We start from the raw sequence: 23,936 nt of genomic DNA, 5'->3' as shown, positions 1-23,936 counted from the left end.
CTCCCCTTGTGGGAACACCGATCGATCAGGAACGCCATGACACGCCTCGGCGAATCCGTCGCCCGCGCCACGACCCTGCTCTCCACCGACCTCTCCGCGGACGCGACCGTCCAGGAGCTGCTCCAGGAGACGGGCGCGCGGCGCTATCTCGACCTGACGGACCTGCCCGCCAAGGAGCAGGCCGAGCTGATCGCGAGCCGGACCGTCGAGGTCCTGCCGGGCGTGGACAAGCTGGCCGAGCGGATCGAGGAGCGCCGGACGTCCGGGCGGGGCCTGCACATCAAGCTGGGCATCGACCCGACGGCGACCGACGTGCACCTCGGTCACGCCGTACCACTGATCATCCTCAGCCGGTTCCAGCGGCTCGGGCACGACGTCACGCTGATCATCGGTGATTTCACCGCCAAGATCGGCGACCCGTCGGGCCGTACCGCCGAGCGTCCCCCGCTGACCGACGAGGACATCGCGCAGAACCTCGCGACGTACCGCGAACAGGTACGCCCCTTCTTCGACTTCGAAAAGGTCAGCTTCCGGCAGAACAGCGAGTGGCTGGCGCCCTACACCTTCCCCGAGCTGCTCTCGCTGCTCTCCCAGGTGCCGGCGTCCCAGCTGCTGCAGCGCGAGGACTTCCGCAACCGCCTGGCCGCCGGCTCGGGACTGACGATGACCGAGCTGCTCTACCCCATCGCCCAGGGCCTGGACTCGGTGGCGCTGGAGTGCGACGTCGAGCTGGGCGGCTCCGACCAGCTGCTCAACCTCCAGATGGGCCGCAAGCTCATGGAGCTGCGCGGGCAGCAGCCGCAGCTGGTGGTGACCATGCCGCTGATCGAGGGCACCGACGGCACCGGCGCCAAGATGTCCAAGTCCAAGGGCAACTACGTCGGGCTGAACTCCCCCGCCGACGATGTCTTCGGCAAGATCATGTCGGTGCCCGACCGGCTGATCGAGCCGTACCTCAAGGCCTGGACGGAGTGGACGGACGAGGAGATCACCCTCGCCCTGGGCCGCGTCGCGGACCGGTCGCTGCACCCGATGGATCTCAAGAAGATCCTCGCCGGTGAGGTCGTGACGGCGCTGTACGGCCTGGACGCGGCGATGGCGGCGCGGGCCGGGTTCGTCGCGCAGTTCTCCAAGAAGTCGTTCGCCGACGTGGACTCGCTGCCGGTCGTCGATGTCGCCGCGCACGGCACGGAGACGGTGGCCGCGGTGCTGACGAAGGTGCTGGAGTTCACGCCGAGCGCCTCGGCCGCGCGCCGGCTGGCCAAGCAGAACGCGCTGCGGCTGGTCGTGGAGGGCGAGGACGGACAGCAGACGGTGGTGCTCGCCGAGGCCGAGTCGGTGCGCCCGCTGGCCGAGGTACTGGCCGAGAAGCTGGCCGGCACGACCGGGGCGGCGTACCTCAAGGCGGGGCGCAAGCTCGCTCAGCTCGAAGGGCGCTGACGCACCGGGCATGACATGACGAGCGGCCGGTGCGCTGACGCACCGGCCGCTCGTATGTGTGTACCTAGGTGGTCCGTCTCCTGTGCGAGCGCAGGCCGGCCCAGACACGGTCGCCCACCCCGACGACGAGGACCGCACCGACCAGCTGCAGCAAGTGGCGCATCCAGTCGATGCCCTCGGTCTCGTTCACTCCGATACCGGTGGCCGCCCAGTTTCCCAGGACGCTGCCCAGCATGCCGAAGATCACGGTCAGCCAGAGGGGGATCGCCTGCTTGCCCGGGATGATGGCCTTCGCGATCAGACCCAGGACCAGACCGAGGATGATCGCCCACAACCAACTCATGTCGCCTCCTCGTGGGGCGCGGAGCACGTACCCGTGCCACGCCAGTGTCGCTCCGTGCGTGCTACGGCGCACGCCGGAGCAGGGAGTGGGCACAACGGCGTAGGTCACAGGGACGCACCACGGCAGGACCCGGTCTCGAACGCGACGCAGACGCGGCGTACCGTGGAATCCGCCCGGAAAGCGGAGCATCCGGCACAACTGACCAGGTGGTGGAATGTGATGCGGAAGCACAGCAGCACCGAGGCCTTCCGGATCACCGGTGCGCGCCAGGGGCTGTCCGAGGACGTGCGCGGCCGGCAGCGCCGCTATGTGATCTCCATGTCGGTGCGGACCGTGGCCGTGATCCTGACCGCCGTGCTCTGGAACGTCCAGCGGCCCATCGCCATCGCGACGCTGGTACTGGGCATCGCGCTCCCCTATATCGCGGTCGTCATCGCCAACGCGGGCCGGGAGAACGCCCCTTCACTGCCCTCGACGTTCGTCGCCGCGCCGACCCGGCCGATGCTGACGGCGGGGAGTCCGGCCACGCCCGCGGAGTCGGGAACGGAACCTTCGGGTCCTCCCGAAGCGGACGCGTCGGAGCCGCGGACCACGGGAACCTGACCCCTCGGACCTGTCTGCAAAGCTCAAGAAAAGCTCAGATCAATCATGTGGTTCCGGTGCACCTGGAACCAGTGCCCGTGACATACTGCGTACGCGCTCCGCATCCCCCGTCGGAGCGACGGACCGACGCCGGGCGGCTCCCCCCGTGGCTGCCCGGCGTCGCCATGTCCGGGCCCGGATGCGCGACGTAGGGTTGAGACCGTGATCTCCCCGAACTCCCCCGAGAACGCCGTCATCTGCTCCGCCAAGGGCTGCCGCGCCGCCGCCGTGTGGGTACTGGCCTGGAACAACCCGAAGCTGCACACCCCGGAGCGCCGCAAGACCTGGCTCGCCTGCGAGGAACACCGCGAGCACCTCTCCCAGTTCCTCGGCGTCCGCGGCTTCCTGAAGGACGTCGTGACACTGGAGGAGTGGGAGGCGTCGGCGTCCGGGAGCTGAGCGGACGACCCGCCTGGCCGAAGCGGCGAGGCATCCTCCCGGTCTGCGCCCCGGGGGCGCAAGGCGCACCCAGACCGAAAAGAACGAGCCTTCCGAAGTCGGCAACTGATGCCCTCGGACCACCTTTGCACTGTTTGACCCGTGGGCAAAAACCGACATTGCCACTAAATACCTTGACCGAGAATGACCAGCTGCATGTACTCGGTCACCCCGCTCCCCGAAGTTCCTGTAGCGTGATCTTGGTCCTTTTTCAGACGCAGCTGCGCACCATCGGTGCGCGCCTTTACGGAGCAAGGTACATCGGGGGATTTGGTGGCAAAAGAATTTCATATCGAACCGGAGGAAATCAAGAAGCTAGGCAAAAGCTTCGCCAGCTATGCGTACGACATCGAGAGTGCGCTAAAGGGATTCAAGACAAAAACCGATTCAGAGGCGATCCATGACGGCTTCGGCCTCCTCACCGAGTCCGAGGAAGTTACTTCCGCCTACATCGAACTCTCTGAGAACATGTCGGAGTCCCTCGCCAAACTCCACAAGCACCTTGATGCGATGGGTCAGCTCCTCCGGGAAAATGTAAAAAACAGCGAAGCTTCGGACGAGGAAATCGCGGCTGCCTTCAAGCAGGGGGAAAAGTGAGCAACGAAGGAGTCGGCGAGGAGATCGTCGAGGCAGGGCTCGAGCTGATAAACCCCGGAGGACGGCCCGACGTCCTGCGCGCTGCAGCCACCTCGTGGCGCAACATGGGCTCAGAACTGGAGGAAGCCTTCGATGCCCTTGACAAAAAGATCCAGGCCACCCTCGGGGAGCATTGGCGAGGTGATTCCGCCGACGCGTTCGAAGCGCATTGGAACGAGCTGAAGCAGGGTATCCATAAAACGGAACCCACCTTCACTCAGGCCGCCAAGGGCCTTGATGATGCAGCCGACTCCATCGAAGAGGTGAACGATGAAATCCACGGCATTTATCTGGAGATCGGAGCCTCAATCGCCGTCGGGGTCGCCCTTTCCTTCGTAACCATGGGCTTCGGTGGGGCTGCCGCAGCAGCAAACGCAACCCGCCTCGCAGCCCAGGCCGGCCGCGTTTCAGCTCGCCTCGCCTCAATCCTTACGCGCATTGCCTCGGCATTCCGGCGTATTGCGCAGCTGGCGAAAACGCATAAATTCCTCTCAAACGTTGCCATTAACTGGGCCGGGAACACAGGAGGTACACTCCTCGGTCAAGGTATGTCCGGGGAAGGAATCGATGGCGCGGGGCTATGGGAAGCGACCTGGCAGGGGGGGCTGGGAGCCGTCACCGGAACCGGTGCCGGGCTGGTGGCAGGAAAGGCTGCTTCGCGTGTCGGGACTGGATTCATTAGCGACGTAGCAGGCGGAGTTGCGGCAGGCGCCACGGGCAACGTCGTAGGTGGCTGGGCAACCGAGGGCGTTAAAGCCGCTACCGGCGAGGAATTCAATAAGAGTGATTTCTTGTGGGGCACAGGCGCCAACCTCGTTGGTGGGGGACTGGGCGGCGTAGGCGGGGCGGGAGCGGGGCATCTCGGTAAGCCAACTGAAGGCTTCGTGCCGGATGCAGGCTTTACACCGGCTCCTGCGCGGACCGGCCCCCACATGTCGATCGACGGAGTAACCGGTGGGCTTGGCGGCGCTGCAGCGGGGTTCGGGCAGGCTTCGCTGCAAGGCGATGACGATTCGAAGGAAAAGCCCGAAGCCAGATCGACTCCTCAAGAACGCAGCGTAAAGGACACATTCGGATGACTCGATCCCGTGCGATGAACGTCTGCCTGGCGACAGCCGGTGCCGGGATACTGGCGGCCATGGTGCGGGTGTTGATGCAACCCGCCGCGGCGCTGCCGCGGTGGGATCTCCTCGCGTGTCTCGCGCTGACATCCGCCGGTATCGCAGGCGCCCTGCTCCTGCTGCGACGTGATCACCTCCCTGCGTCAGGCCGGGAGGAGACCAGCAGGTATTGGTGGCCCGATCGGAACGGGGCGTGGATCTCTGCCGCGCTCTTTTTCGGGATCATCGTGCCCATCTATTTGTTCGGCTACGCCGCCCTCTCCCCTTCCCCCGAAGCCACTCGGATCGTTGAGGCGGGGGGAGGCATTCGGGCAGTAGCAGTCCAGGATGTGCTGTCGTCCGAGTATGTCCGGAGCAAGCACTCCGGACATTACGAGTACAAGGCTCGGGTTTCTGTTCCGTTCGACACCGGTAGCGAAGCCGTCACGGCCGAATTCGACTCGGACTACCGGGTGGATCGCGGAGACAAGGTGTGGGCCCTCTATGCCCCCTCCGCAGTTGAACTCGGAGCTCTCGCCGACGGTGACCGGGACGTCTTGCAGGAGGAGAGCGGAGGCTCTGCGCAACCGGCCACCTACGCTCTGGTACTGCTCGTCACCGGTCTCTTTCTGTCCTTGGGCGCCCTCTTCGGCGGCTTCGCCCGGGCCGGGCGCAAGCTGAAAGTACTCGGCGAAAATGGCCGTGGCCGCTCGGTCGCCGTCACCGTGACCGGTGTGGACGTGACGCTGGACCGGGAGCCTCCCAAGCCGGACGTGCCACGGCGGCCGCATCCCCGTATCCGGATGACGGGTCCCGCTGGAGAGCCTCTGGAGATCTTCCTGGACCCCGCCATCGACCCGCCGGGCCTTGACCGGCAGATCACCGGCCTTCAGGCAGGGCTCTTCTGGATCGTGCCCTCCCCGGAATACCTGGCGAAGGGTCACAAGGCCTTCGCCACCCTGGTGTTGGAGGGCCGCCGGTGCGTACGAGGCTGGTTCGACACCGCGGAGGGTGCGCAACTGCCTGAGGGCGCCGTCGTGTCCGCTTCCGACGCACTCCCCGACTGGGAGAAGCTGCGTGCGATCCGCACCTGCCCGGTCTGGAATCCGCGCATCCACGCGGCGGGCCTATGGGCACTGCTGATAGGCGTGCTCGCCCTGGCCGTCATCGCCTGTGGCGTGGGTACCGCCGCGACGGTTCTCCTCGCGGTCACCGCGTACGTCTCCGCAGCGGTGGGACGGGTCATGGTGAAAAGCCGCCGCACGCGGTATCTGCGGAGCCTCCTCCCGGGCCCTGGGGCCTGAGCCGGAGGCCCCGGCAGCCACCACGGCGTCCGGCCGCCGCCCCGCGAAGAGGCTTCAGCCGCCGATCGCGGACATCGGGCGGTCGGGCTGGAGGAAGGTCGGGTCGTCCAGGCCGGAGCCGGCCTTCTTGCCCCACATCGCGAGTTTCCAGATGCGGGCGATCTCGGCGTCGGGGGCGTCCGAGCGGAGGGCGGCACGCAGGTCCGTCTCCTCGGTGGCGAACAGGCACGTACGGACCTGGCCGTCGGCGGTCAGGCGGGTGCGGTCGCAGGCCCGGCAGAACGGGCGGGTGACGGAGGCGATGACGCCCACGCGGTGCGGGCCGCCGTCGACGATCCAGCGTTCTGCGGGCGCGGAGCCGCGCTCGTCCCGGCCCTCGGCGGTCAGCTCGAAGCGGGTGCGCAGCGAGGTGAGGATGTCACCTGCGGTGATCATGCCGTCGCGCTTCCAGCCGTGCTGGGCGTCGAGGGGCATCTGCTCGATGAAGCGGAGCTCGTAGTCGTTCTCCACGGCCCAGGCGAGGAGGTCGGGGGCCTCGTCGTCGTTGAGGCCCGGCATCAGGACGGTGTTGACCTTGACCGGGGTCAGGCCGGCGTCGCGGGCCGCCTCCAGGCCGCGCAGCACGTCGTCGTGCCGCTTGCGGCGGGTCATGGTCTGGAAGACGTCCGGCCGCAGGGTGTCCAGGGAGACGTTCACACGGTCCAGGCCGGCGTCGCGCAGCGCGGTCGCGGTGCGCTGCAGGCCGATGCCGTTGGTGGTGAGCGACATCTGGGGGCGGGGGGTGAGCGCCGCGACGCGCTCGACGATGCCGACGAGGCCGGGGCGCAGGAGCGGCTCGCCGCCCGTGAAGCGGACCTCTTCGATGCCGAGGTCGGTCACGGCTATGCGGATCAGCCGGACGATCTCGTCGTCGGTGAGCAGATCCGGCTTCGCGAGCCACTGCAGGCCCTCCTCCGGCATGCAGTAGGTGCAACGGAGATTGCAGCGGTCGGTCAGCGAGACGCGCAGGTCGGTGGCCACGCGACCGTAGGTGTCGATGAGCACGAGGTCCCCTCCCCGAGAGTCCGGATCAGTACGCTTCGAGCCTACGTGATGGGTTCGCCGCGGAGCAGCCCTGAGAAGCACGAGGTGGGCGGGGCGCCCTCGTAGATCTCTACGAGGGCGCCCCGCCCATGGGGTGTACGGATGTCTCAGTGCGCTCCGGTTCCGGTGAGGGAGCGGACCTCCAGCTCGGCGTACTTCTTCACGTCCGGCTCCTCCTTGGACAGCAGGGATCCCAGCCAGCCGAGCAGGAAGCCCAGCGGGATGGAGATCAGGCCGGGGTTCTCCAGCGGGAAGTAGGCGAAGTCCACGCCCGGGAACATCGACGTCTCCTTGCCGGAGACGACGGGCGAGAACAGGACCAGCAGGACCGAGGAGGCCAGGCCGCCGTAGATCGACCACAGGGCGCCGTTGGTGGTGAACCGCTTCCAGAACAGGCTGTAGAGGAGCGTCGGGAGGTTGGCGGACGCCGCCACGGCGAAGGCGAGGGCCACCAGGCCCGCCACGTTCAGGCCGCGGGCGAGGACGCCGAGGGCGATGGCGACGGAGCCGATGCCCACCGTCGCCCAGCGGGCCGCGCGGACCTCTTCCTTCTCGGTGGCCTTGCCCTTGCGGATGACGTTGACGTACAGGTCGTGCGCGAAGGACGAGGACGAGGCCAGGGTGAGTCCCGCGACCACGGCGAGGATCGTCGCGAAGGCCACCGCCGAGATGACCGCGAGCAGGATCGCACCGCCCGTGGAGTCCGCACCGCCGCCGATCTCCTGGGCGAGCAGCGGGGCCGCGGTGTTGCCCGCCTTGTTGGACGCGATGATCGTGGCGGGCTTGATCAGGGCGGCGGCGCCGAAGCCGAGCGCGATGGTCATCAGGTAGAAGATGCCGATGATGCCGATCGCCCAGTTCACCGACTTACGGGCGGCCTTGGCCGTGGGCACCGTGTAGAAGCGGATGAGGATGTGGGGCAGGCCGGCGGTGCCCAGGACGAGGGCGATGCCCAGGGAGATGAAGTCGATCTTCGAGGTGGCGGTGGCGCCGTACTTCAGGCCGGGCTCCAGGAAGGACGCGCCCTTGCCGCTGTTCTCGGCGGCGGCGCCCAGCAGGGTGGAGATGTTGAAGTTGAACTTGAGCATCACCAGGAAGGTGATCAGCAGAGTGCCGGCGATCAGCAGGACGGCCTTGACCATCTGCACCCACGTGGTGCCCTTCATGCCGCCGATGGTGACGTAGAGGATCATCACGATGCCGACGATGACGACGACCAGGATCTTGCCCGCTTCGCTGGTGATGCCGAGGAGCAGGGTGACCAGGGCGCCGGCGCCGGCCATCTGGGCGAGCAGGTAGAAGATCGAGACGACGATGGTGGAGGTGCCCGCGGCCGTGCGGACCGGGCGCTGGCGCATGCGGTAGGCGAGCACGTCACCCATCGTGAACCGGCCCGAGTTGCGCAGGGGTTCGGCGACCAGGAGCAGGGCGACCAGCCAGGCGACGAGGAAGCCGATGGAGTAGAGGAAGCCGTCGTAGCCGAAGAGCGCGATGGCGCCGGCGATGCCGAGGAAGGACGCGGCGGACATGTAGTCGCCGGAGATCGCCAGGCCGTTCTGGAAGCCGCTGAACTGCCGGCCGCCGGCGTAGAAGTCCTCCGCTCCCTTGGTCTGGCGGCCCGCCCAGACGGTGATGGCGAGGGTGGCCAGGACGAAGACCGCGAAGAGCGAGATGATCAGGGGCCGGTGCTCGCCCGCGCCGCCGGCCGCGAGCGGGAGCGTGTGCGGCTGCTGGATGAGGTTCATGCGTCGCCCTCCAGGCGGGACTTGATGGCCTCGGCCTTGGGGTCGAGCTTGGCTGCGGCGTGCCGGGCGTACCACCAGGCGATGAGGAAGGTGGTCGCGAACTGGGCGATGCCGAGGACGAAGGCGACGTTGACATTGCCGAAGACCTTCAGCGCCATGAAGTCACCCGCGTAGCTCGACAGCAGCACGTACGCGAGATACCAGAGGATGAAGGCGATGGTGAGCGGGAAGGCGAACGAGCGGTACGAGTGGCGTAGTGCGGCGAATTCCGCGCTCGACTGCTCCTGGGCGTAGTCGGGCGGCTCGTGCGGCCCCGGGGCGGAGGGCGGTGCGGTGCTCACGGAATCTCCTGACGCGTAGTTGCTGGTGGGACGGCCGACGGTAAGAGTCATGTAAGTGATCCGGATCACGCATGGTAGAGCCGTGGCAAACGATGCGACAGGGGGCTGTTGGTTGAATTCCAGAGGAATGGCCCGAGGGGCCGCCACCGCTCGAGGGCCGCTTCGTTGAGACGGTTGTGAAACCGCCTCCCACGCAGGCCCCGCAGCCGTTCGGCCCCCGTCGGCGCCCCTACGGCAGCGTCCGGCTGCCGGCCCCGCTCGCCGTCCCGCCCACGGCGCCGCGGCCGGCCGGGAGGGAGCAGCGCCGGTGGTACGGCTCACGCGTCGCCCTGCCGCCGCTGAGCATCGGATCCTTGCGGCGCGGCCCGTGAACGGCTCCTGCCGATTCATGTGACGCGGCGTCAATATGCCATATCTGCCAGGTTTTCGGCCGAGTCCATTGCTGTTCTCCGGTGATCGCCGATAGCTTCACGAGTCATTGCATCCGCCCGTGCGCACACCCGTGCACGGGCGGTCTCACGGATGATGTGGAGTACCCATGGCGCATCCCCGATCCAGACGGGTGCGGGCGTTGGCCGTCCCGCTCGGACTGGCTCTGACGGCATCCCTCGGTTTCCTCCCGAACGCGGCCACCGCCGCGTCGCAGGACACCGCTCCGGCCGCTGCCGTCTCGACCGACGGCCCGCTGCTGTCGTATGTCGTGAACACCACCCCGGACCGGGCCACGGTCGGCAGGGTGACGAAGGAGATAGCCAAGGCCGGGGGGAAGGTGGTCACCGCTCATCAGCAGATCGGTGTGATCGTCGTCCATTCGGCCAACCCCCGGTTCTCGGAGTCGATCCGGACCGTGCAGGGTGTGCAGTCTGCGGGCGCCACCCGTACCGCGCCGCTGAAGGCGTCGGGTACCACCGACATCGGCAAGCCGCAGAAGGTCGCGCTGCCGAAGTCTCAGCTCAAGGCGGCCGCGGCGGCCAAGGCGAGCGGCGAGGAGCCGTTGGAGCCCCTGCAGTGGGACATCCCGGCGATCAAGGCCGACAAGGCCGCGCAGGTGAACCCCGGCAGCAAGAAGGTCACCGTCGCCGTCATCGACACCGGCGTGGACGACACCCACCCGGACCTGAAGGCGAACTTCTCGGCGAAGCAGTCCGCCAACTGCGTGGGCGGCGTGGCCGATACCTCCGCGGGGGCCTGGCGCCCGTACGACCCGGACAACGACTACCACGGCACGCATGTCGCCGGTTCCATCGCCGCGGCCCGCAACGGCGTGGGCGTGGCGGGTGTCGCCCCGGGCGTGAAGCTCTCGGCCATCAAGGTCAGCGAGCCCGACACCAGCCTCTTCTTCGCCGAGAGCGTGGTGTGTGCCTTCGTCTTCGCGGCCGACCACGGCGTCGAGGTCACGAACAACAGCTACTACGTCGACCCGTGGATGTTCAACTGCAAGGATGACGCCGACCAGGCGGCCATCATTGACGCGGTCGGCCGGGCCGCGAAGTACGCCCAGCGCAAGGGCGCGATCAACGTCGCCGCGGCGGGCAACTCCAGCTTCGACCTCGCGGCTGCCAAGATCGCCGACAACAGCAGCCCGAACGACTCGACGCCGGTCGAGCGCACCATCGACCCGAAGACCTGCTGGGACGTCCCGACCCAGATCCCGGGCACGGTGACGGTCGCGGCGACCGGCGTGAACAAGCTCAAGTCGTACTACTCGAACTACGGCCTCGGCCAGATCGATGTGGCGGCCCCGGGCGGCGACTCGCGGCAGGTGCCCGAGCTGCCCGCCAAGAACGGCAACATCCTCTCCACGATGCCGGGCGGTGACTGGGCCTACCTGGCCGGCACGTCCATGGCGTCGCCGCATGTCGCGGGCGTCGCGGCGCTGGTCAAGAGCGCCCACCCGAAGGCGAGCCCGCAGGAGATCCAGTGGCTGCTCAAGGAGCAGGCCGACAACCCTGGCTGCCCCACGGGTGACGCCACCTGCACCGGCACGAAGCATGTCAACAGCCACTTCGGCTACGGCATCGTCGACGCGCTGGACGCGGTGAAGAAGTAACTCCCCCGACGGGCCGGGTGGTTCGCCACCCGGCCCGTTGCGCTGTCCGGGGGCGGCAACGGGCCGACGCGAGGGCCGGGCGGCTCGCGGTCACGCCACGCTCCGCCCGGCCTCACGGTCGGCCCTCGGCTGCCCAGCGGCTCAGACGGCCGAGCCGGCCGTACGGGTGGGCTGTGCGGCGGCACGCGGTCCGCGCGGGGCGGCGACCGCCCGGAGCACACCGCCGGCCAGCGCGCACTGGGCCGCAATATAGGTGAGCATGATCCAGAACTGCGGGCCCGGCAGCTGCGGCCACTCGGCGATACCGGTCGCGATCAGGGTGTCCGAGAGCAGGAAGAGCAGCCCGCCGAGCGCGGCCCAGGGCCCTGCCCGCAGGGCGCCGAACGCCATCGTGGTGAGCAGCAGGCTGTAGCCCGCCACGGGGATCCGCAGCTCGGGCGGCAGGTCAAGCCACAGCAGAGCCACGGTGCCGGTCAGCACGGCGGCGTACGCGGCGGCAGCCGCTGCGGTGCGCCCCCGTCGCGCGTCGGGTGCGCCGTGGCGGGCGAAGAGCACCAGGTAGCAGACGTGCCCGGCGGCGAACGAGCCCATCCCCAGCAGAAAGAGGGTGTCCCCGCCGATCTGGAGGAAGGTGTCGCCCCCGCAGCCGAACAGCAGCGCGCCGGCCAGCAGCGGCGGGCCGCCACGGGCGAGGACGAATCCCGCGAGCACGGGCATCAGGGCGGGCTTGGTGACGTGGACGGCGAGGTCCGCTGCGGCGCCGAGCCCGTCGGCGGTGCCGGTGGCCGCCCGGGTCAGCAGGGCGGCGAGGTGGACGACGGCCAGCGCGCCGAAGGCGCCGGCCAGGATCCGCGCGGTGCGGGGGCCGGGCACTGGGAAGGTCACGCGGCGGGCTCCTTGACCGTGGCGCTCTTCTTCTCGCGCCGGGTCTTCTTCTTCCCGGCCGGCCCCGGTGAACCGCCCGCTTCCACGGGGGGCTCGGCGCCGTCCACCACGGCCCGGCCGGGCACGGCCGCGCCCGCCGGCTGCCATCCCGGCCCGCCGAAGACCCGTCCGGCGCGTTCGCGCCAGGTGTCGGCCGCCCGTACGTCGCGCGCGATGGCGGCGTACTCATGGGTGGCGACCCGCAGCGGGTTGTGGGTCTCGATGTTCTTGGTGAGGCCGTAGACGGGCCGCTCGGTCTCGGCGACGAACGAGCCGAACATCCGGTCCCAGAGGATCAGGATCCCGCCGAAGTTCCGGTCGAGGTAGCCACCCTGCGAGGCATGGTGGACCCGGTGGTGGGAGGGCGTGTTCAGGACGAACTCCACCGGGCGCGGCAGCTTGCCGATCCGCTCGGTGTGGACCCAGAACTGGTAGACGAGGTTGGCCCCCGAGCAGAAGGCGACGGCCGCCGGATGCACCCCGAGGGCGATCATCGGGACGTAGAACGGCCAGACGGTCCACGTCGTCCAGGGCTGCCGCAGCGCGGTGGTCAGGTTGAAGTTCTTGCTGGAGTGGTGCACCACATGGCACGCCCACAGGACGCGGATGACGTGGTGCCCGCGGTGCGACCAGTAATAGAAGAAGTCCTGCGCCAGCAGCATCAGCAGCAGCGTCCACCACAGGACGGGGACGCGCAGCGGGGTGAGTTCGTAGATCGCGGCGTAGATCGCCACGATCGGTATCTTCCACAGGGCGTCGAAGACGAGGCTGCCGAGCCCCATACCGACGCTGGTGGCGGCGTCCTTCGCCTGATAGCCCTCCGCGTCCTCGTCGGGATGCAGGCGATAGCTCACCATCTCCACGACGGTGAGCAGGACGAAGGCCGGTACGGACCACAACACGACATCGGGCAGGTGCGGCATGCCCCGCACCATAAAGGCGGCAGTGGGGCCCCCGCTAGAGGTTGTTACCGAGAAGTATGTAAGACGTGTTGTCAGCTGCTGCTGCCGCTCCGGGAGAAATCGGTCGCGATCGGCGGCCGAGGCTCCTACGTTGCGGAGTGCGGGCGGCGTCCCACCGCACAGCCTCGCCCGCCCGCCGGCACGCCCCCAGCGCGCGCATCGGAAGAATCGAGGACCGGATGGCCCCGGCACGCACCCTCGCCCTGCTGGGCGGCGGCTTCTCCGACGATGACGACACCCTGATCGATGACCACGTCCTCGCCACGGCCGGGCGCCCACGGCCGAAGATCTGCTTTCTGCCCACCGCGAGCGGCGACGCCCAGGGGTACATCGAGGCGTTCCACGCCGCCTTCGGCGCGCGCGACTGCGAGCCGAGCCATCTGGCGCTGTTCCGGCGCACCGAGCCCGACTTGCGCACGTTTGTACTCGCCCAGGACATCGTCTACGTCGGCGGCGGCAACACCGCCAACATGCTCGCCGTCTGGCGCCTGCACGGCCTGGACGCCGTCCTGCGCGAGGCGTACGAGGCCGGGGTATTGCTCTGCGGCATCAGCGCGGGGGCCTGCTGCTGGTTCGAGAGCGCGCTCTCGGACTCCTTCGGTCCCCCGGCGCCGCTCTCCGACGGGCTGGGACTGCTTCCGGGCAGCGTCTGCCCGCACTACGACAGCGAACCGGCACGCCGTCCCGGATACCGGGCCGCCGTCAACAGCGGCGCGTTGCCAGGCGGTTGGGCCATCGACGACGGTGCCGCCGGGGTGTTCACGGACGGCCGCCCGGTGGATGTCGTGACGCGCAGGCCGGGCGCCACCTTGCGGCGGGTGAGCGTCGGCGAGGGGGGCGCGGTGGCCGAGACACCGTGGGACGCGCGGCAGCTCGCCCCGAAGACCTGACGCTTCGGCACGGGCGACAACGCGGAAGTGCGGGGCGAACTGCGGACGTACCGTCCGGCTTGCGTAAATCCGCACGCGACGGGTCCGTCTCGGGAAGCCGCGGCGCGGTCCCCCGCGACCTGGCGGCGAGCTCCATCCGCGCTGCCCAGGGGCTGCTGACGGTGCTTTCGCCCGGCCTTGCGACCGCCGCAGGTGACCTCCGCACCGGCGGCGACAGGGGCGTCGCACAGGCCGACGCGCGCGACGGCGGTGCGGTGGCTGTCAGTGGCGGCCCGTATCCTCATTGACCATGCTCGAAGACCGCATGGCAGCAGCCCCCTCGATCGCCCCGAAGATCGGGCAGCAGCCGGGCCCGCAGACGCCGCCGGCTCCTTGGCCGACCTCGTATCCCCAGGGATACGCGGTGGTCGACGTGGAGACCACCGGCCTGGCCCGGGACGACCGCATCATCTCTGCCGCCGTGTATCAACTCGACGCACAGGGCGAGGTCCAGGACCACTGGTACACCCTCGTCAACCCGCAGCGGGACCCCGGCCCGGTCTGGATCCACGGCCTGACGAGCGCGGTGCTGGCCGATGCCCCGCTCTTCCCGGACATCGTCCCGGAGCTGTCCAAGCGCCTGGAGGACCGGGTGCTGGTCGCGCACAACGCCATGTTCGACTGGTCCATGATCGCCCGGGAGTACGCCCGCGCCGCGGCCACCGCGCCGGTCCGCCAGCGCCTGTGCACGATCGCGCTCGCCAAGGAGCTGGCGCTGCCGTTGCCCAACCACAAGCTGGAGTCCCTCGCCGCCCATTACGGCGTCGTGCAGGAGCGCGCCCACCACGCCCTGGACGACGCCCGGGTGCTCGCCGAGGCGTTCCGCCCCGGTCTGCGCCGCGCCGCGCAGGAGAATCTTCGGCTCCCGCTGCTGAACTGCCAGCCGCTGACGGAGTGGTCGGACGCCCCCGCGCCCCGGCAGCACTCCGCGTCCTCCTACCGCCCCACTTCGTGGCGGCCGGCCCGCAAGCGCCCGGCCTGCCCGTATCCCAACCCGGGGCGCTACGAAGCCGGCGGCCGGCTAGTCCAGGGCATGCGGGTCGCGTTCTCGGGCGACACCTCCGTCGACCGCGAGCTGCTGGAGGACCGCGCGATCGAGGCCGGTCTGCATGTCGCCACGAGCGTGTCCCGGCTGACGAGTCTGCTGGTGACCAACGACCCCGGTGCGCAGACCTCCAAGACCGCCAAGGCGGCCTCGTTCGGCACGGTCGTGATCGACGAGGCGGCCTTCATGCAGCTGCTGCAGGACGTCGTGCCGGCGTCCTCGGCGCCTGCTTCCGGGTGAAGCGCGCCCAACACACCCGTCGGCACCTCGCCCCGCGCAGGCCCCGCCCGCACCCTGTGGCGCATGGCACGTTGTGAGGTCTGCGGAAACGACTACGGCATGACATTCGAGGTGCACGCGCAGGGCGCGGTGCACGTCTTCGACTGCTTCTCCTGCGCCATCCACCGCATGGCACCGATCTGCGAGCACTGCCGATGCCAGATCATCGGTCAGGGCGTCGAGGTCGGGGACCAGTGGTTCTGCGGCGCCCACTGCGCCCGCGCGGAGGGGAAGGTGGGCATCGTCGACAGAGTCTGACCCGGCCGTCGTCCCCCGAAGCGGCTTTCGGCCCCCGGCAGGACCCCCTGCTCGGGGGCAGCCGCACTCCGGGTACCGTCAATGCGTGTACCGCTTCCTGTTGTCCCGGCAGTGGGTGATCCTCACCCTCCTGGGCTTGGTCCTGATCCCAACGATGATCAAGCTGGGCTTCTGGCAGTTCCACCGGCACGAACACAAGGTGGCGCAGAACCAGCTCATCTCGGACAGCCTCGCCGCCGAGCCGGTCCCGGTCACCGATCTGACCGCGCCGGGCCGGCCACTGCCCCGGGACGACATGTGGCGCACGGTCACCGCCACCGGCAGGTACGACACCCGGCACGAGGTCGTCGTCCGCCAGCGCACCGCCGCCGACGAGCAGAGCATCGGCTACTACGTCCTGACTCCCCTGCTCCTGCCCGGCGGCGACGTCGTCCTGGTCAACCGGGGCTGGATCTCGGCGGGCAACGACCTCACGAAGTTCCCCGACGTCCCGGCCGCTCCCCGCGGCCAGGTGACGGTGACCGGCCGGATGATGGCCGACGAGACCACCGCCGAGAGCGGCATCAAGAACACCAAGGGGCTGCCGGCCCGCCAGGTGATGCTGATCAACAGCGCGCAGCAGGCCGAGCGGCTCGACCGGCCGGTCCTCGGCGGCTACCTCGAGCAGACCGGGCCCGAGCCGGCGGGCGGCAAGCCCGAGCAGGTCCCGGAGCCGGATCACGACAGCATCGGGCCACACATGGCGTACGCCATCCAGTGGTGGCTCTTCGCGGCGGCCGTACCGGTCGGCTGGGTCGTCCTGGTACGCCGCGAGCGCCGCGACCGGGCCGAGGCCGCGGCCAAGGACGACCGGGGCGCGGCCGGTCCCCCGGCCCCCCAGGAGGCCGAGCGCTCCGCCACGGACGCGGAATCCGCAGCGCCCACCGCGGCCGACCGGGACCCGGCAGCGGCCCCGGCGGAAGCCGTAGCCCGGACAGCCGCCCCGACCGAGTAGCCCGCCCCCTCGGCGGGAAGGTGCGCTGAGTGCACCCACTCATCGAGGACTACGCGCTCATCGGCGATCTGCAGACCGCCGCACTCGTCGGCCGCGACGGATCCATCGACTGGCTGTGCCTGCCGCGCTTCGATTCGGCCGCCTGTTTCGCCGCCATACTGGGCACCAGGGACAACGGACACTGGCGACTGGCCCCCCGGGACGCCGACGCGCGCGCCGAGCGCTCCTACCGCGGTGACTCCCTCGTGCTGGACACCGTGTGGGAGACCCCCACCGGCACCGTCAAGGTCACCGACTTCATGCCGCAGCGCGACCGCGCGCCCGATGTCGTACGGATCGTCGAAGGCATCCGCGGCACCGTCGAGATGCGCGGTGTACTGCGGCTGCGCTTCGACTACGGGCGGGTGGTGCCCTGGGTGCGGCACTCCAACGACTGCCGGGTCGCGGTCGCGGGACCGGACTCGGTGTGGCTGCGCACCCCCTCCCGGGGCGCCACCTACGGCAAGGGCTTCAGCACCCGTTCGGACTTCACCGTCTCCGAGGGCGAACGCGCCGCATTCGTGCTGACCTGGCACCCCTCCCACGAGCCCCGGCCGAACCAGATCGAGCCGTTCGAGGCACTCGACGCCACCTTGGAGGACTGGCAGGACTGGTCCGCCCGATGCCGCTACGAAGGCCCGTACCGCGCCGCCGTGATCCGCTCGCTGATCACCCTCAAGGCGCTGACCTACGCGCCCACCGGCGGCATCGTCGCGGCCCCCACCACCTCGCTGCCCGAGGAGCTCGGCGGCGTCCGCAACTGGGACTACCGCTACTGCTGGGTGCGCGACGCCAGTCTCACCCTGAACTCCCTGATCGCCGCCGGATATCTGGACGAGGCGGGGGCCTGGCGGGACTGGCTGCTGCGTGCGGTGGCCGGCGCCCCCCAGGACCTGCAGATCATGTACGGGCTCTCCGGCGAACGGCGGCTCCCGGAGGCCGAACTCCCGTGGCTGTCCGGGTACGCCGACTCCCCGCCGGTACGGATCGGAAACGCCGCCGTCGAGCAACGGCAGCTCGACGTCTACGGCGAGGTGCTGGACTCCTTCCACATCGCGCGCACCGCGGGGCTGCCTTCGGAACAGCACGCCTGGCGGATCCAGAGCGCCCTGATGGACTACCTGGAGTCCAACTGGCGCGACCCCGACGAGGGGCTGTGGGAGATCCGCGGGCCGCGCCGCCACTTCGTGCACTCCAAGGTCATGGCCTGGGTCGCGGCGGACCGCGCGGTGCGGGCGCTGGAGGCGTATTCGAAGAGCGGCGGCGACCTCACCCGCTGGCGGGCGATGCGCGACGAGGTCCACCGCGAGGTCTGCGAGCAGGGCTACGACCCGGAGCGCGGCACCTTCACCCAGTACTACGGCTCGACGGAACTGGACGCCGCGACCCTGCTGATCCCCCGCGTCGGTTTCCTGCCTGCGACCGACCCGCGGGTCGTCGGCACCGTGGAGGCGGTACAGCGGGAGCTGACGCACGACGGGCTGGTACGCCGCTACAGCACCACCGACGGTGTGTCCGTCGACGGCCTGCCGGGCGGCGAGGGCGCCTTCCTGGTCTGCTCGTTCTGGCTCGCCGACGCGCTGCACGCGATCGGCCGCCGCGACGAGGCCCGCGCACTGTTCGAGCGGCTGCTGTCGCTGCGCAACGACGTCGGACTGCTGGCCGAGGAGTACGACCCGGTCGCCAAGCGGCAGCTGGGCAACTACCCGCAGGCGTTCAGCCATATCGGGCTGGTGGGGACCGCCTTCGCGCTGCTGGACGGGCCGGGGGCAGACTAGGGCCATGGATCTTGGACTCACCGACCGGACGTACATCGTCACCGGAGCGACCCGCGGCCTGGGTTTCGCCACCGCCCGTGAACTGATCGCCGACGGCGCCAACGTCGTGCTCACCGGGCGCACCGAGGAGAGCGCGGCCAAGGCGGCCGCCTCCCTGGGTGACCGCGCCCTCGGGGTAGCGGCCGACAACGCCGATCCGGACGCCGCGGCGCGCCTGGTCACGGCGGCCCGTGAGCGCTTCGGCCGCTTCGACGGCATCCTGATCAGCGTCGGCGGCCCGCCGCCCGGCTCGGCCGCCGACAACACCGACGAGCAGTGGCAGTCGGCCTTCGAGGCGGTCTTCCTGGGCGCGGTACGGCTGGCCAGGACCGCCGCCGCCGAACTGGACGAGGGCGGCGTCATCGGTTTCGTGCTGTCCGGCTCCGTCCACGAGCCGATCAGCGGCCTGACCATCTCCAACGGGCTCCGCCCGGGTCTCGCCGGGTTCGCCAAGTCGCTGGCCGACGAGGTGGGCCCGCGCGGCATCCGCGTCGTCGGCGTGCTGCCGGGCCGGATCGCCACCGACCGGATGACCCAGCTCGACGCGCTCTCCGGGGACCCGGAGGGCTCCCGCGCGCGCAACTCCGCGTCGATTCCGCTGGGCCGCTACGGCAACCCCGAGGAGTTCGGCCGGGCCGCGGCGTTCCTGCTCTCGCCGGCCGCCTCCTATGTCACCGGCGTCATGGTGCCGGTCGACGGCGGGGCACGGCACGGCTTCTGACGCGTCGCACACACGGCGAAGCGCCCCGGGTGGCCGGTCTCGCCGGCCAATCGGGGCGCTTCGCCGCTTCGTGCCGTCGCCATGGTGTCAGCTGACCCGCTCCGCGCGGTGCCGGACGGCCCGCAGCCGGACATCCGCCGGCAGCTCGTCCAGTCCCGCCGAGCGGCGCGCGTTGTCCAGCGCGTCGTCCGCCAGACGCCGCACCACCGTGCCCGGGTCGGCGTGCGGGGTGAGCGCCAGCTGGGCTCGCACCTTGGACTCGGTCCGCCGGCCGGTCAGCCGCATGGTGGCGTGGTCCACGCCGTCCAGCGCCTCCGTCTCCGCCGTCAGCGCGACCTCGAGCGCCCGGCCGCGCAGCAGGGCGCCCTCACCGTCGCCGCTGTCGACCAGGAGATGGTTCAGCCGGTGCCGCCGGAACTGGACGAGCAGCCACCACAGCAGAAGCAGGAGCAGTACGGCCAGGGCCGCGATGACCGTGGGCCACCACCAGCCGCTGTCCGTCCACCGGGTGCGGTTCTTCTCGGAGAGCAGTACGTCGTCGGGCGCGGTCCAGGGCCAGTGGTCGGGCAGCGTGAAGTGCCATTTGGCGGGCAGGTCGAGTCCGGCCGTCAGCACCGACGCCCCGGCCCCGAAGAGCACCGCGCCCGCCAGTCCCAGCAGCACCCTGTTGACGGTTCTTCGCACCTTGCGCATGTCGCGCTCACCTCTTCTTCGGGCGCCGGACTTTGAGGGAGAGCCGCAACCGGTGCGAGAGCCCCAGCTGTTGCAGACCGTCACCGAGCGCCGCGTCCAGGTCGCTGCGGACCTCTTCCAGCTCACGGAAGTGGGAGAACGCGCGCGCCTTGGCCTTGCGGCGGGTGACGGACATCTTCACGGACTGCACGCCGGGCACCTCCATGGCCCGGTCGCGGAGGATCAGGGCGGCGGCCGAACGGTCGAGTCCGGCCCGGATACCGGAGGTGGTGCGCCGCATCGGCAGCACCTCGCGCAGCCCCGGGGTGAGGGCCAGCACGAGGAGCCACAGCCCGATCAGCGCGGCGGCCGCCGCGATTCCCAGTACCCAGGGGCTGTCCAGGGGGCGGGTGGCCAGGTGGTCGGCGAGCTGACGGCGCCAGGACATCGCCGGGTGGTCGGCGCGCACCGCGACGACGTCGTAGAGCATCAGCCCCGTCGCGCCGAGCAGCACCAGGGCGACGATGGCGACCGGTACCCGTCGCTCCGACCAGAAGCGGCCGGCCTGCTCGCCGTCCGCGGTGGCGCTGGCGTCCTTCGCGTCGGGAGACGGCTCCGACGGGTCGGAGGCGTCCGGCTCCTTGTCGAGCGTGGGCAGCCGCCGGGTGTTCGACAGTTCCTCGTCCTCGCTCATCGCACCCTTCCCCTGCCGGGGGTGTCCAGCAGCGGGGAGTGCAGGCGCTCGACCTCCACCGCGACGTCGGGCACCTCCATGTTCGCCAGTGTCCTGACCCGCTCGGTGACCCGGCGGCGCACCGCGCCGCACTGCGCGCCGATGTCCGAGGGGTAGCCGACTTCCACGGTCACGCGCACCCGGGCCTCGCCGAAGTGCGGCCGGCCGTCCCGGCGGTGGACGGTCACCGAGGCGTGGGCGTCGGTGGTCGAGCCGGCAGCGGCCGTGCGCAACGCTTCGCGCGCCGCCTGCGCGGCGAGCTTGGCCACCACCCGGTCAGCGATCTTTGTCGCGCCCCGCTCCCCCGCCGGAACGACGGTGACAGCGGGGGCCGTGGAAACCGTCGTCACCCGGCGTCACCCCCGCCGGTCGTAGCGGTCGTAGCGGTCGCCGTTGCGCGTACGGAAGAAGGTGCCGGGCTCCAGGTCGCCGTCGAGGAACCTGCCCGCCACGAATCCGATCGCACCCAACGCCGCTACCAGGACGAAGGCTCCGAAGCCGCCGAAGTATCCGGCGAAGCCCAGCGCCATACCGGCCAAGAGGCCGACCACGGCCATGCTCATCATGCGCTCCTTCGCTACCACTCCGGGCGGACTCGGTTACTGAAGCCGAGACTCCGATTCCTCTTCTTCGTCTTCCTCTTCGGGCAGCTTGACGTCGCTGACCGCGATGTTGACCTCGACGACCTCCAGGCCCGTCATCCGCTCGACGGCGGAGATGACGTTCTCCCGGACGGCCCGCGCGACATCGGCGATCGCCACGCCGTAGTCCACCACGATCTCCAGGTCCAGCGCGGTCTGTACCTCGCCGACCTCCGCCTTCACGCCGCGGGACGCGGTGGCCGACTTGCCGCCGCCGGGTACCCGGTCCCGGACCGCGCCGAAGGTGCGGGCGAAGCCGCTGCCCATGGCGTGGACGCCGACCACCTCACGGGCCGCCAGGCCGGCGATCTTCTCGACGACGCCGTCGGCGATGGTGGTACGTCCACGGGAAGCGGGATCGCCGCCGCCCCGCCTGCCGCCCAGCGTCTTTCCACTGTCCGAATACTGCTGGCTCTCGCTCATCGCCGTTCGTCCCTTTCGGAGGGGAGAAGCGGTCTGCCCGCTCCGATTTCCACAGTAAGTGCGGTTCCCGCACCCCGCTTCGGGGATGCCGGGGGGCCTGCTCCATATGGCTCCATTCGGCGCACCGCCCTGCCGTACGGGCAGCTCTGCGGCAGGCTGGGGGCACAGTTGGGAAGACCGGGGAGCCGGGGAAATCACGGACAGCGGGAAAGAGGTGACGCGGTGCCCGCATACCAGTTGGCGCAAGTGGTGAGCGAGCAGCTCCGCATCGGCCGGGTGCTGCCGCTCGGCGGGCCCTCGGACGGGTCCTGGATCACCGAGCGGGCGGCCGCCGACGCGCTGCGGGCTGCCGTCGGCTCACCGGCCGGGGTGCGATGGGGGACGCTGCGGCTGTCCCTCGCGGATCCCGAGAGCGCACCGCGTCCCGAGGTCCCGGCGCCACCGAGCGCCTTGCCGCCGGGCCCGCTGCGGATCGAGGCGGGCTTCGCCGCGTACGCCGACCGGCCGCTGCCCGCCGTCGCGGAGCTGCTGCGCGGCGCTCTTCTGGACGCGGCGGAGCGGGAGTTGGGGCTGGTGGTGAGCGCGGTGGATCTGCGGGCCGACGACCTCCTGGAGGCGGGCGACGCGGAGCGGACCGACCGGGTCACGGCCGCGGGGACCTCCGGCACACCGACGACGCCGCCGAAGGCCCGCGAGGGGGCCACGCAGGACGGCCCTGAGGGGATCGCCGCCGTCGCCCGCGCCGTCCCCGGCGTCGCCCGGCTCACCCCGACGCTCGGCGCCCGGCCGGCTCGGCTCGCCGAGGGGCATGCGTTCGTTCAGCTGACGACCCTGGCCGGACACCGGGCAGTGGAGGTGGCCCGGGCCGTGCGTGCGGCGGTGACGGCCGCGGCGCCCTCGGCCCTGACGGTCTCCGTGCTGGTCACGGGCGTGGAGGGGGACTTCTCCAGAAGCGCCCGGCCGGCGGGCTGAGACTCTTTCGCCGACCGGGTGCTCCCGTACGCACTGTCTCGGGTGCTACTCCCCGATGCCCGCGAGATCGCGCAGCCGACGTGCCTGAGCCGCCCGCTCCGCGGTGCGCTGCTCCTCGTACGTACGGTCCGCGGCGCCGGCGAGCAGTGCCTTGGTCTCGATGACCGCGTCACGCGGGGCGGCGGTGAGGGCCGCCGCGAGATCGGCCACCGCGGCGTCCAGTTCGTCGGCGGGCACCACGAGGTTGGCCAGGCCCACCCGTTCCGCCTCCTCGGCGTGCACGAAGCGTCCGGTGGCGCAGATCTCCAGTGCGCGGGCGTAGCCCACGAGGCCGAGGAGGGGGTGCGTGCCGGTCAGGTCCGGTACCAGCCCCAGGCTGGTCTCGCGCATGGCGAACTGGACATCCTGTGCGCAGACCCGCAGGTCGCAGGCCAGAGCGAGCTGGAAGCCCGCACCGATGGCATGCCCCTGCACGGCGGCGATGGAGACCACGTCATTGCGCCGCCACCAGGTGAACGCCTCCTGGTACTCGGCGATGGTGGCGTCCAGCTCACTGTCCGGGCCAAGCGCCATGTCGAGGAACGACGGCTCGCCGTCGAATCCCTCGGGCGTGAACGCCTGCCGGTCGAGCCCTGCGGAGAAGGACTGGCCCTCGGCCCGCAGCACCACGATCCGTACGCTTCCCGGCAGCAGCGAACCCGCCTCGGCCAACGCCCGCCACATGGCAGGCGACTGCGCGTTGCGCTTGGCCGCGTTGGCGAGGGTCACCGTGGCGATCGCGTCGTCCACGGTGAGCCGCACACCGTCCTTGTCGAGCAGAGTCATAGGGCGCCTCCGAGTCAGCCAGCCGCACCTGCGTGCGTAAGTGACTGAACGGTAACCTCCCGGTCGACTGCTCGATCGACCGGGGGGACACCGCTTGCACCCGGAGTCGCGGTCGTCAGGCCGAGGCGGCCTTCTTGCCCCTCGTGGCTCCGCCACGACCGCGCAGGACCACACCGGATTCGCTGAGCATCCGATGCACGAATCCATAGGAGCGACCGGTTTCGTCGGCCAGCGCCCGGATGCTCGCACCGGAGTCGTACTTCTTCTTCAGGTCTGCCGCGAGCTTCTCGCGCGCGGCGCCGGTTACCCGGCTGCCCTTCTTCAGAGTCTCGGCCACCCGTGCCTCCTCGTGGGAAGTGCGCTCTGGACTCTCATGATCACCCCTCTTCGGCTTCCTGGCCACCCATTCCGCAAGGTCGGTACGACATCCTTTGGCCTCCGGCGCCCGGTCACCGCCGACGGAATTCCTCATTCCGCCCGTCGCGCGAGCCCGCCGGCGACCGCCGGCGGGGAGAAGCGGCAGGTCAGGAGGTATGTGATCGAAAGGGAGAAGGCCGGGCCCGAGGGGCCCGGCCTTCCG

The 23,936-nt window shown here is 70.2% G+C and carries 27 protein-coding genes; 14 read left to right on the top strand and 13 right to left on the bottom strand.

Annotated elements, in window-relative coordinates; all coding sequences use genetic code 11:
* Positions 1 to 36 precede the first annotated feature (36 nt).
* Positions 37 to 1,440 (top strand): tyrosine--tRNA ligase, encoded by a 1,404-nt coding sequence (tyrS, locus tag ACH4FH_RS15805; protein ID WP_398556377.1) that lies wholly within the window; start codon positions 37 to 39, stop codon positions 1,438 to 1,440.
* 64 nt (positions 1,441 to 1,504) lie between these two features.
* Here tyrS and ACH4FH_RS15800 read toward each other — a convergent pair whose 3' ends face one another.
* On the bottom strand, positions 1,505 to 1,783 hold the full coding sequence (locus ACH4FH_RS15800) for a GlsB/YeaQ/YmgE family stress response membrane protein (protein ID WP_398556376.1): 279 nt from the start codon (positions 1,781 to 1,783) through the stop codon (positions 1,505 to 1,507).
* Positions 1,784 to 2,002: 219 nt separating this feature from the next.
* On the opposite strand from ACH4FH_RS15800, the gene ACH4FH_RS15795 reads away from it, so the two are divergent.
* From ACH4FH_RS15795 to ACH4FH_RS15775, 5 genes are all read left to right on the top strand, one after another.
* On the top strand, positions 2,003 to 2,386 hold the full coding sequence (locus ACH4FH_RS15795; protein WP_398556375.1) for a DUF3099 domain-containing protein: 384 nt from the start codon (positions 2,003 to 2,005) through the stop codon (positions 2,384 to 2,386).
* A 201-nt stretch (positions 2,387 to 2,587) separates the two neighbouring features.
* Positions 2,588 to 2,824 carry a hypothetical protein gene (locus tag ACH4FH_RS15790; protein ID WP_398556374.1) on the top strand — a complete coding sequence of 79 codons (237 nt, stop codon included), beginning with the start codon at positions 2,588 to 2,590 and terminating at the stop codon, positions 2,822 to 2,824.
* Positions 2,825 to 3,136: 312 nt separating this feature from the next.
* Positions 3,137 to 3,460: a hypothetical protein gene (locus ACH4FH_RS15785; protein ID WP_398556373.1), complete on the top strand. Its 324-nt coding sequence runs from the start codon at positions 3,137 to 3,139 to the stop codon at positions 3,458 to 3,460.
* Positions 3,457 to 4,578, top strand: a complete 1,122-nt coding sequence (locus ACH4FH_RS15780; protein WP_398556372.1) for a WXG100 family type VII secretion target — start codon at positions 3,457 to 3,459, stop codon at positions 4,576 to 4,578. Before ACH4FH_RS15785 ends, ACH4FH_RS15780 begins: the two co-directional genes overlap by 4 nt.
* Positions 4,575 to 5,903: a hypothetical protein gene (locus ACH4FH_RS15775; RefSeq protein WP_398556371.1), complete on the top strand. Its 1,329-nt coding sequence runs from the start codon at positions 4,575 to 4,577 to the stop codon at positions 5,901 to 5,903. Before ACH4FH_RS15780 ends, ACH4FH_RS15775 begins: the two co-directional genes overlap by 4 nt.
* A gap of 54 nt (positions 5,904 to 5,957) precedes the next feature.
* On the opposite strand, the gene moaA is transcribed toward ACH4FH_RS15775, so the two are convergent.
* The 3 genes from moaA to ACH4FH_RS15760 all read right to left on the bottom strand — a co-directional run bounded on the left by moaA (position 5,958) and on the right by ACH4FH_RS15760 (position 9,072).
* Positions 5,958 to 6,947 (bottom strand): GTP 3',8-cyclase MoaA, encoded by a 990-nt coding sequence (gene moaA, locus ACH4FH_RS15770; protein WP_398556370.1) that lies wholly within the window; start codon positions 6,945 to 6,947, stop codon positions 5,958 to 5,960.
* Between the two features lie 146 nt (positions 6,948 to 7,093).
* The gene (locus tag ACH4FH_RS15765; RefSeq protein ID WP_398556369.1) at positions 7,094 to 8,731 is read right to left on the bottom strand and encodes a cation acetate symporter; all 1,638 of its coding nucleotides are present in this window, start codon (positions 8,729 to 8,731) and stop codon (positions 7,094 to 7,096) included.
* Positions 8,728 to 9,072 carry a DUF485 domain-containing protein gene (locus ACH4FH_RS15760; protein ID WP_398556368.1) on the bottom strand — a complete coding sequence of 115 codons (345 nt, stop codon included), beginning with the start codon at positions 9,070 to 9,072 and terminating at the stop codon, positions 8,728 to 8,730. Before ACH4FH_RS15760 ends, ACH4FH_RS15765 begins: the two co-directional genes overlap by 4 nt.
* A gap of 538 nt (positions 9,073 to 9,610) precedes the next feature.
* Here ACH4FH_RS15760 and ACH4FH_RS15755 point away from each other — a divergent pair.
* Entirely contained in the window at positions 9,611 to 11,122 is a 1,512-nt protein-coding gene (locus tag ACH4FH_RS15755) for a S8 family serine peptidase (protein ID WP_398556367.1), read from the top strand.
* Between the two features lie 141 nt (positions 11,123 to 11,263).
* Here the strand turns inward: ACH4FH_RS15755 and ACH4FH_RS15750 are convergent, their stop codons facing one another.
* Both ACH4FH_RS15750 and ACH4FH_RS15745 read right to left on the bottom strand, forming a co-directional pair.
* Positions 11,264 to 12,007 carry a lysoplasmalogenase family protein gene (locus ACH4FH_RS15750; protein WP_398556366.1) on the bottom strand — a complete coding sequence of 248 codons (744 nt, stop codon included), beginning with the start codon at positions 12,005 to 12,007 and terminating at the stop codon, positions 11,264 to 11,266.
* Positions 12,004 to 12,969 (bottom strand): sterol desaturase family protein, encoded by a 966-nt coding sequence (locus tag ACH4FH_RS15745; protein WP_398556365.1) that lies wholly within the window; start codon positions 12,967 to 12,969, stop codon positions 12,004 to 12,006. The genes ACH4FH_RS15750 and ACH4FH_RS15745 overlap by 4 nt, the downstream gene beginning before the upstream one ends.
* 218 nt (positions 12,970 to 13,187) lie before the next feature.
* On the opposite strand from ACH4FH_RS15745, the gene ACH4FH_RS15740 reads away from it, so the two are divergent.
* The 6 genes from ACH4FH_RS15740 to ACH4FH_RS15715 all read left to right on the top strand — a co-directional run bounded on the left by ACH4FH_RS15740 (position 13,188) and on the right by ACH4FH_RS15715 (position 19,090).
* Complete coding sequence (locus ACH4FH_RS15740) at positions 13,188 to 13,898, top strand: Type 1 glutamine amidotransferase-like domain-containing protein (RefSeq protein WP_398556364.1); 711 nt, start codon at positions 13,188 to 13,190, stop codon at positions 13,896 to 13,898.
* A 289-nt stretch (positions 13,899 to 14,187) separates the two neighbouring features.
* The gene (locus ACH4FH_RS15735; protein ID WP_398556363.1) at positions 14,188 to 15,222 is read left to right on the top strand and encodes a DEDDh family exonuclease; all 1,035 of its coding nucleotides are present in this window, start codon (positions 14,188 to 14,190) and stop codon (positions 15,220 to 15,222) included.
* A gap of 63 nt (positions 15,223 to 15,285) precedes the next feature.
* Complete coding sequence (locus ACH4FH_RS15730; protein ID WP_398556362.1) at positions 15,286 to 15,519, top strand: hypothetical protein; 234 nt, start codon at positions 15,286 to 15,288, stop codon at positions 15,517 to 15,519.
* An 85-nt stretch (positions 15,520 to 15,604) separates the two neighbouring features.
* Positions 15,605 to 16,513: an SURF1 family protein gene (locus tag ACH4FH_RS15725; protein ID WP_398556361.1), complete on the top strand. Its 909-nt coding sequence runs from the start codon at positions 15,605 to 15,607 to the stop codon at positions 16,511 to 16,513.
* Between the two features lie 29 nt (positions 16,514 to 16,542).
* Positions 16,543 to 18,330 carry a glycoside hydrolase family 15 protein gene (locus tag ACH4FH_RS15720; RefSeq protein ID WP_398556360.1) on the top strand — a complete coding sequence of 596 codons (1,788 nt, stop codon included), beginning with the start codon at positions 16,543 to 16,545 and terminating at the stop codon, positions 18,328 to 18,330.
* A 4-nt stretch (positions 18,331 to 18,334) separates the two neighbouring features.
* Positions 18,335 to 19,090, top strand: coding sequence for an SDR family oxidoreductase (locus ACH4FH_RS15715; RefSeq protein WP_398556359.1), 756 nt, complete (start codon positions 18,335 to 18,337; stop codon positions 19,088 to 19,090).
* 87 nt (positions 19,091 to 19,177) lie between these two features.
* Here ACH4FH_RS15715 and amaP read toward each other — a convergent pair whose 3' ends face one another.
* From amaP to ACH4FH_RS15690, 5 genes are read right to left on the bottom strand one after another with little or no spacing between them, the layout of a single operon-like run.
* Positions 19,178 to 19,783 carry an alkaline shock response membrane anchor protein AmaP gene (gene amaP, locus ACH4FH_RS15710; protein ID WP_398556358.1) on the bottom strand — a complete coding sequence of 202 codons (606 nt, stop codon included), beginning with the start codon at positions 19,781 to 19,783 and terminating at the stop codon, positions 19,178 to 19,180.
* A gap of 7 nt (positions 19,784 to 19,790) precedes the next feature.
* A complete protein-coding gene (locus ACH4FH_RS15705; RefSeq protein ID WP_398556357.1) occupies positions 19,791 to 20,456 on the bottom strand; it encodes a DUF6286 domain-containing protein in 666 nt (221 codons plus the stop codon).
* Entirely contained in the window at positions 20,453 to 20,845 is a 393-nt protein-coding gene (locus ACH4FH_RS15700) for a hypothetical protein (protein WP_398556356.1), read from the bottom strand. The genes ACH4FH_RS15705 and ACH4FH_RS15700 overlap by 4 nt, the downstream gene beginning before the upstream one ends.
* A gap of 6 nt (positions 20,846 to 20,851) precedes the next feature.
* Positions 20,852 to 21,058, bottom strand: a complete 207-nt coding sequence (locus ACH4FH_RS15695; protein WP_398556355.1) for a hypothetical protein — start codon at positions 21,056 to 21,058, stop codon at positions 20,852 to 20,854.
* 36 nt (positions 21,059 to 21,094) lie between these two features.
* Positions 21,095 to 21,559 (bottom strand): Asp23/Gls24 family envelope stress response protein, encoded by a 465-nt coding sequence (locus tag ACH4FH_RS15690; RefSeq protein ID WP_398556354.1) that lies wholly within the window; start codon positions 21,557 to 21,559, stop codon positions 21,095 to 21,097.
* A 222-nt stretch (positions 21,560 to 21,781) separates the two neighbouring features.
* Between ACH4FH_RS15690 and ACH4FH_RS15685 the strand changes: the two genes are divergently transcribed.
* Positions 21,782 to 22,531: a hypothetical protein gene (locus ACH4FH_RS15685; RefSeq protein ID WP_398556353.1), complete on the top strand. Its 750-nt coding sequence runs from the start codon at positions 21,782 to 21,784 to the stop codon at positions 22,529 to 22,531.
* A gap of 45 nt (positions 22,532 to 22,576) precedes the next feature.
* Here ACH4FH_RS15685 and ACH4FH_RS15680 read toward each other — a convergent pair whose 3' ends face one another.
* The gene (locus ACH4FH_RS15680; protein WP_398556352.1) at positions 22,577 to 23,356 is read right to left on the bottom strand and encodes an enoyl-CoA hydratase/isomerase family protein; all 780 of its coding nucleotides are present in this window, start codon (positions 23,354 to 23,356) and stop codon (positions 22,577 to 22,579) included.
* A 115-nt stretch (positions 23,357 to 23,471) separates the two neighbouring features.
* Complete coding sequence (locus ACH4FH_RS15675) at positions 23,472 to 23,693, bottom strand: helix-turn-helix domain-containing protein (protein WP_052854540.1); 222 nt, start codon at positions 23,691 to 23,693, stop codon at positions 23,472 to 23,474.
* Between the last annotated feature and the right edge of the window lie 243 nt (positions 23,694 to 23,936).

Origin of the sequence: Streptomyces sp. NPDC017993 (assembly GCF_044328065.1) — a bacterium.
Lineage (GTDB): Bacteria > Actinomycetota > Actinomycetes > Streptomycetales > Streptomycetaceae > Streptomyces.
This window is presented reverse-complemented; position numbering and strand designations above follow the sequence as displayed.

What these genes read in the sequence shown, in the direction of transcription:
- tyrS (WP_398556377.1), top strand. Translation starts at nt 37, where the DNA reads ATGACACGCCTCGGCGAATCCGTCGCCCGCGCCACGACCCTGCTCTCC.
- ACH4FH_RS15800 (WP_398556376.1), bottom strand. Translation starts at nt 1,783, where the DNA reads ATGAGTTGGTTGTGGGCGATCATCCTCGGTCTGGTCCTGGGTCTGATC.
- ACH4FH_RS15795 (WP_398556375.1), top strand. Translation starts at nt 2,003, where the DNA reads ATGCGGAAGCACAGCAGCACCGAGGCCTTCCGGATCACCGGTGCGCGC.
- ACH4FH_RS15775 (WP_398556371.1), top strand. Translation starts at nt 4,575, where the DNA reads ATGACTCGATCCCGTGCGATGAACGTCTGCCTGGCGACAGCCGGTGCC.
- ACH4FH_RS15765 (WP_398556369.1), bottom strand. Translation starts at nt 8,731, where the DNA reads ATGAACCTCATCCAGCAGCCGCACACGCTCCCGCTCGCGGCCGGCGGC.
- ACH4FH_RS15755 (WP_398556367.1), top strand. Translation starts at nt 9,611, where the DNA reads ATGGCGCATCCCCGATCCAGACGGGTGCGGGCGTTGGCCGTCCCGCTC.
- ACH4FH_RS15745 (WP_398556365.1), bottom strand. Translation starts at nt 12,969, where the DNA reads ATGCCGCACCTGCCCGATGTCGTGTTGTGGTCCGTACCGGCCTTCGTC.
- ACH4FH_RS15740 (WP_398556364.1), top strand. Translation starts at nt 13,188, where the DNA reads ATGGCCCCGGCACGCACCCTCGCCCTGCTGGGCGGCGGCTTCTCCGAC.
- ACH4FH_RS15735 (WP_398556363.1), top strand. Translation starts at nt 14,188, where the DNA reads ATGCTCGAAGACCGCATGGCAGCAGCCCCCTCGATCGCCCCGAAGATC.
- ACH4FH_RS15730 (WP_398556362.1), top strand. Translation starts at nt 15,286, where the DNA reads ATGGCACGTTGTGAGGTCTGCGGAAACGACTACGGCATGACATTCGAG.
- ACH4FH_RS15715 (WP_398556359.1), top strand. Translation starts at nt 18,335, where the DNA reads ATGGATCTTGGACTCACCGACCGGACGTACATCGTCACCGGAGCGACC.
- amaP (WP_398556358.1), bottom strand. Translation starts at nt 19,783, where the DNA reads ATGCGCAAGGTGCGAAGAACCGTCAACAGGGTGCTGCTGGGACTGGCG.
- ACH4FH_RS15705 (WP_398556357.1), bottom strand. Translation starts at nt 20,456, where the DNA reads ATGAGCGAGGACGAGGAACTGTCGAACACCCGGCGGCTGCCCACGCTC.
- ACH4FH_RS15695 (WP_398556355.1), bottom strand. Translation starts at nt 21,058, where the DNA reads ATGAGCATGGCCGTGGTCGGCCTCTTGGCCGGTATGGCGCTGGGCTTC.
- ACH4FH_RS15690 (WP_398556354.1), bottom strand. Translation starts at nt 21,559, where the DNA reads ATGAGCGAGAGCCAGCAGTATTCGGACAGTGGAAAGACGCTGGGCGGC.
- ACH4FH_RS15680 (WP_398556352.1), bottom strand. Translation starts at nt 23,356, where the DNA reads ATGACTCTGCTCGACAAGGACGGTGTGCGGCTCACCGTGGACGACGCG.